The organism is Methanomethylovorans sp. PtaU1.Bin093 (genome assembly GCF_002067275.1).
Taxonomy (GTDB): Archaea; Halobacteriota; Methanosarcinia; order Methanosarcinales; family Methanosarcinaceae; genus Methanomethylovorans.
In genome coordinates, this window is record NZ_MVQX01000034.1 from 1 (window position 1) to 5,311 (window position 5,311).

At 45.6% G+C, this 5,311-nt stretch carries 6 protein-coding genes; 2 read left to right on the top strand and 4 right to left on the bottom strand.

The genetic code is table 11. The features are described from left to right. Positions 1 to 126 precede the first annotated feature (126 nt). The 4 genes from A4E24_RS03395 to A4E24_RS03410 all read right to left on the bottom strand — a co-directional run bounded on the left by A4E24_RS03395 (position 127) and on the right by A4E24_RS03410 (position 3,299). Positions 127 to 1,242 (bottom strand): ORC1-type DNA replication protein, encoded by a 1,116-nt coding sequence (locus A4E24_RS03395; RefSeq protein WP_292351669.1) that lies wholly within the window; start codon positions 1,240 to 1,242, stop codon positions 127 to 129. Positions 1,243 to 1,346: 104 nt separating this feature from the next. Then, positions 1,347 to 1,874: a GNAT family N-acetyltransferase gene (locus tag A4E24_RS03400; RefSeq protein ID WP_292351671.1), complete on the bottom strand. Its 528-nt coding sequence runs from the start codon at positions 1,872 to 1,874 to the stop codon at positions 1,347 to 1,349. 47 nt (positions 1,875 to 1,921) lie between these two features. Next, positions 1,922 to 3,103, bottom strand: coding sequence for a cysteine desulfurase (locus tag A4E24_RS03405; RefSeq protein WP_292351673.1), 1,182 nt, complete (start codon positions 3,101 to 3,103; stop codon positions 1,922 to 1,924). 40 nt (positions 3,104 to 3,143) lie between these two features. Then, entirely contained in the window at positions 3,144 to 3,299 is a 156-nt protein-coding gene (locus A4E24_RS03410; RefSeq protein ID WP_292351675.1) for a hypothetical protein, read from the bottom strand. A gap of 195 nt (positions 3,300 to 3,494) precedes the next feature. Here A4E24_RS03410 and A4E24_RS03415 point away from each other — a divergent pair, with 195 nt between their 5' ends. Together A4E24_RS03415 and A4E24_RS03420 are read left to right on the top strand one after the other, a co-directional pair. Then, positions 3,495 to 4,772, top strand: a complete 1,278-nt coding sequence (locus A4E24_RS03415; RefSeq protein ID WP_292351677.1) for a YcaO-related McrA-glycine thioamidation protein — start codon at positions 3,495 to 3,497, stop codon at positions 4,770 to 4,772. Continuing rightward, positions 4,772 to 5,311 (top strand): TfuA-related McrA-glycine thioamidation protein (locus tag A4E24_RS03420; protein ID WP_292351679.1); only part of this gene is annotated, 540 nt, incomplete at its 3' end. The genes A4E24_RS03415 and A4E24_RS03420, both read left to right, overlap by 1 nt.

Sequence of the window (5,311 nt, forward strand, 5' to 3'; positions counted from 1 at the left end):
GCAGACATGGTACCCAACATGCCACCAGGAATGGGCGGCATGGGTATGGAATAAATATTTACAAACAGAACAGAGCGCAGTATATCTGCGCTTAAAACCCTTTTTTTCTATTATTCATGAAAGGTCTTATTTTTCAAGACAATGCAATATATCTGCCGGATTATATCGTGTTCTGATGATCCTGGTCCTTCCCCGCATTCCCTTTCCGGAAAAATCAGCGTCTATATATTGCGAAGAGTTGAGTTTCTCCACCAACTCGTAGAAGCGAGTGTATCCAAGCTGTGTTGTCTCATGGAATTCCTTGTAAAGTTCCCCGGTCTGAGGTTCCTTGCCCTGTGCTATCAGGCGTAGCAATGTTTTCTCATGTTCATTTAGTGTACCGATATTACGACACAGGTGTAAAAGTCGGGAAGCTTCGTATGCTTTTTCCACATCCTCTATAGAAACGATGCGACTTGCTTTTCTCTCTGCGTTAAGGCCAGCTCTCTTGAGCAGATCGATACCTATACGCAGGTCGCCTGTAAGGTCTGTGTATTCTACTATCTTTTCCTGTACTTCGGCGGGCACGACATGCGGAAAGAAAGCATGAAGTACTCTGTTGTTGATAATGTCCTGTATCTCCCTGGATCCATATCGTGGAAAGGCGATCTCCTCCGGCAGAAATACCGACCCGACCCTGGGGTCGAACTTGTACATGGTACCAGTATCGCTTACAATAGCTATTACCCCAATACGTGCTCCAGGATATTGTTCATGTGCTCTTAAAAGGGAGTACATCACTTCATCAGCATGACCTTCATGGAAAAGATAATTAATGTCATCAAGGGCAACCACAAGTATCCTGTCAGAGGTGATCAGATGGTTCACAACTTTCTGGAAAACCTTCCCAAAGGATACGCCCGACGATGGAGGAGAAACCTTTAACAGATTTTCATATATCTTGGCCATAACGGCAAAACGGGTGGAATCTATCTGGCAATTGATCTTCACAAAGACTATGTTCTTTACATGTTCCTGCAGTTCACTGAATACCTTTTTAACGGCGGTTGTCTTCCCGGTACCAGGGGGACCACTTATGAGACAATTCAGAGGACGCATACCCCTTACAGCAGGCCTCAAGGCAAATTTTAATGATTGCAGCTGACTATCCCTGTGAGCAAAATATTCCGGAACATGGTCAAGTTCAAGTATTTCGGGATTCCTGAATATAGTTTCATCCCACATCAACATGTCCTTGCTCAATCAAATGCCTCCCTTATTCATGAAGTAGATTACATTATATTAATATAAAATGTTGGTTCAATAGTATCTGAACAACGTGTCAAGAAAAGCATGGTGAGATCACCTTAGAGATATTTTCTCATCACAATGGCATCCGAATGAGTTTCGTCATCAAAAAACCGATGTATCCTTCCTGCTTCCTCAAAACCATTCTTCTCATAGATATTTTTTGCAGCTGTCCATTGAACTGAAACTAGCAGGATCATACTTGAGATGCTGTATTTTTCAGTGGTCCTCCTGGACAGCTCTGAAAACAATAATTTTCCATATCCTTTCCCACGATGCTTTTTAAGGATGCCTATCGAAGATATATAAAGCTCTGATCCGGCGACCATATGGAGCTTACTGATACTGTGATTAAGGTTGAACATATCCTCTTTTATTTCTTCAAGGTAGTTCCATATCTCCGAGGAAATATATCCGCAAACCTGTCCGTCTACTTCCAAAACTAAGAAGCCGTCTGGAAAAGTTAAGATCCGGTCTAAAAATACAGATCGATCCTCACACACTGTTTCACAAAACGATTCGTGCTCGATCTCCATGATATATCCGATATCGTTTATTGCAGCATTCCGGATTTCTATCTCTTCCAATGAACCACCTGAACCTGATGTGCTTCTTGTATGTCAGATATATACGATCAGCCAACAAGTGCAGCTATGCTCGAAACAGCTTCTGCAAGTTTTTCTACTTCTTCTATCGTATTGTACAGAGCAAAGGATGCACGTACAGTGCCTTTAAGCCCAACGCTCTGTATTGCGGGCATAGCACAGTGGTAACCACTACGCACGCAGATCTTACACGTCTGATCAAGGATAATGGCCACATCATGCGGATTCATGCCATGTACATTGAAAGGCACAACTCCAGCTCTGTTCTCAGGACCATACACCTGCACCTGAGGGATCGCAGCCAGCAGAGAAGCAGCTTTCTTTGCCAGTGTTGTTTCATGCTTCTCTATATTCTCAATACCTGCATCCTGTACATATTCCACGGCCCTGCCAAGGCCAATGACTCCGGGAATATTGGGCGTCCCTGCCTCAAAACGTGCAGGGCTTGCTTCTATCTGGTAACTGTCGATCGATACAGAACTCACCATACCCCCTCCTAAGTACATTGGTCTTATGGAATCAGGATCCCTGAGACAGAGAATACCGGTACCCTGAGGTCCCAGTAAACCCTTATGCCCTGGAGCTACCAGAAAATCCGCTCCTACTTTTTTCATATCAAGAGGCATGTGCCCTGCGGACTGAGAAGCATCTATAAGCATCTGACAGCAATTTTTATGAGCTATCCGGACCATTGTCCTGATATCCTGTATCGAGCCGAACACATTTGTCACATGGTTGACAGCTACCAAACGTGTTTTATCTGTTATGGATAAATCGATCTGTTCTGGGTCCACAACCCCTTCCTCATTGGCCTGTACAACTGTTACCTCTACACCCTGGTCCCGCAACCTCAACCATGGCAACAGGTTAGAATGATGTTCCACGATGGGAACTACCACATGGTCCCCACGGTCCCACTGCAGGCCGTAAGCCACCATATTGATACTCTCTGTGGCATTTCGGGTGAAAACAGTTCCTGTAACATCAGAGTTAAGGAACGATGCAACCGTCTCTCTGGCATTTTCATACCTATCGGTGGTCATTCTTGCAAGTCTGTGAGCGCCTCTGCCATGGTTGGCTGCATATTTGTAAAAATATTCTTCCATGGCTTTTACTGCCGGTACAGGCGTCTGTGTTGTGGCAGCATTGTCCAGATATATAAATTCCTCAAGAAGAGGGAAATCTTTTCTTATTGCTGGCAGGTCGTACATGCGACCTAATACGCCAGCCTGTAAAAAATAGTTTTGCAGGCTATTTCGCCTGAAGACCACCGACCATGAAACGGTACAGGTCCATATCTTCTGGGTCAAGCCTGCCTCTGATCACTCCACCTACCACTGTATGGCAATCAGTGGATGAATGGCGGGGATCATTTTTCCTACTTTTCTCTTGTATTTTTGTATTCATATTACACCTCATCTCTCGTTTTAGACAGGGGAAGCCTCAGATATTATTATTTACATAGTAAACATATTTATCATATTTTGGCTTGCTGAAACTTCTATTTAGCTTTAATTATATAAATATCTGCCGCCCGTCAGATATATGGTACAAGGTTGGCGTCGAAAAACATATAATACATGCAGAAGAGTTTCGATACTAATGCCTGAGATCATCATAAACGACTCCCTTACTTACATAGAGGGAACACAGCGTGTGTTCACGGAAGAGGAGACCCTTCAAAGGGTGCAGCCCCTGCTCAAGGATATCGGAGTGACCCGCATTGCCAATATCACAGACCTTGATAGGGTAGGCATACCTGTATTCTCCAGCATCAGGCCCAGTGCGGCTGAGGGCGCCATCTCCGTATACTCCGGAAAGGGAGCAAATGAGGTACAAGCGCGTATCTCTGCGATCATGGAAAGCTTTGAGAGATGTCTTGCGGAGCGTAGCGGTGTAAATAAAGATGTTAAGGAAGGCATAACTTCCCGCGAGTTCATAGAAACTCCGGAAATTGCCAGTGGAAGTTATGATCTTATCGAGCCAAGATCGCTCCTGCCTCCCGAAAAGCCGATACCTTCTTCCCGTATTGAATGGACGACCGGATGGGACCTGCTGAAAAAAGAAGAGGTCCTTGTACCCTCCAATGCTGTATATCATCCGTACGATGCGCCTGGACTGTCTGTGAAGCTTTTCCGTACCAATACAAATGGTCTGGCGGCAGGTAACACTATTGAAGAGGCTATTTTTCATGGACTGCTGGAAGTTCTGGAAAGGGATGCCCTAAGCATTGCTGAGTTCAACCGTTTTCCCGGGAAGGAAATAATACTTACAGAAGATGACGGGGAGAACTACAGGCTTGCCCAGATGTGCAGAGAGAATGGCATTGACCTCAAACTCTGGCTGCTGTTCCATGACACTGATGTTCCTACAGTGGTAGCGGCCATGGATGATGTACGGCTGAAGGACCCTGCACTGCTTGTAATGGGTGCGGGTTCACACCTCGACCCTTCCATAGCTGTGAGACGAGCTATCACCGAGGCCGCACAGTCAAGAGTGGTACAGATACATGGCGCCAGAGAAGACACAGAAAGGGAGAGATTTGTTAGAGATATCGGCTATGAGCGTATCAAGCGTATGAATAGCTACTGGTATGAGGACGGTGAGAAAGTTCGTCTTTCTGATATCAAGGATCAGTCCACCGGCAGACCTTCCACGAATATCAACGTATTACTTCAGCAAATAAAGGATGTAGCAGAACGTGCGGTTGTTGTTGATCTCTCCAGAAACAGTATAAGTGTACCGGTAGTGAGAGTTATCGTGCCTGCATTCGAGGTATACACCATTGACCACGAGCGCATAGGTAACAGGATCAAAAAAGCTCCTCGCAGAAAACTCTCTGCTGCGGAGAGGCCGTGGAAGCGGAGAACGAGTCATTGATGAGCAACAGGGAAATAGTAGTATTTACAGGCACCAGCATAAGCCACAAGGAGGCAAGGACCCTGCTGGAAGTTACCTATATGCCACCTGTTTCCAGAGGAAATATTGACCAGGTGCTTCGGGAAGGATACAGGATCATTGGTATTATAGATGGTATTTTCTTCAACAGGGCGGCTGTCGCCCATAAGGAGATCCTGCGAGCTCTTGAAGCAGGGGTTAAAGTCGTCGGAGGCGGCAGTATGGGAGCTTTGAGGGCATCTGAACTTGATGTTCATGGTATGATCGGTGTTGGCAGGATATACGAATGGTACAGGGATGGTGTCATCGAGAATGATGATGAGGTTGCTGTTGCCACGAATCCTGAAACCTTCGAGCCTGTATCCGCTCCCATGGTGAACATACGTGAAACATTAAAAACTGCATCTAGGGAAGGTATTATCGACCACGATACATGCGTGGAACTCACAGCTGTGGCCAAGAGGACACAATATGGGCACAGAAGTTATCTTGGCGTTGTACGGAATGGAATAAAGGCCGGG

Coding starts and splice junctions, on each gene's coding strand:
- A4E24_RS03405 (WP_292351673.1), bottom strand. CDS start 3,103: ATGTACGACCTGCCAGCAATAAGAAAAGATTTCCCTCTTCTTGAGGAA.
- A4E24_RS03410 (WP_292351675.1), bottom strand. CDS start 3,299: ATGAATACAAAAATACAAGAGAAAAGTAGGAAAAATGATCCCCGCCAT.
- A4E24_RS03415 (WP_292351677.1), top strand. CDS start 3,495: ATGCCTGAGATCATCATAAACGACTCCCTTACTTACATAGAGGGAACA.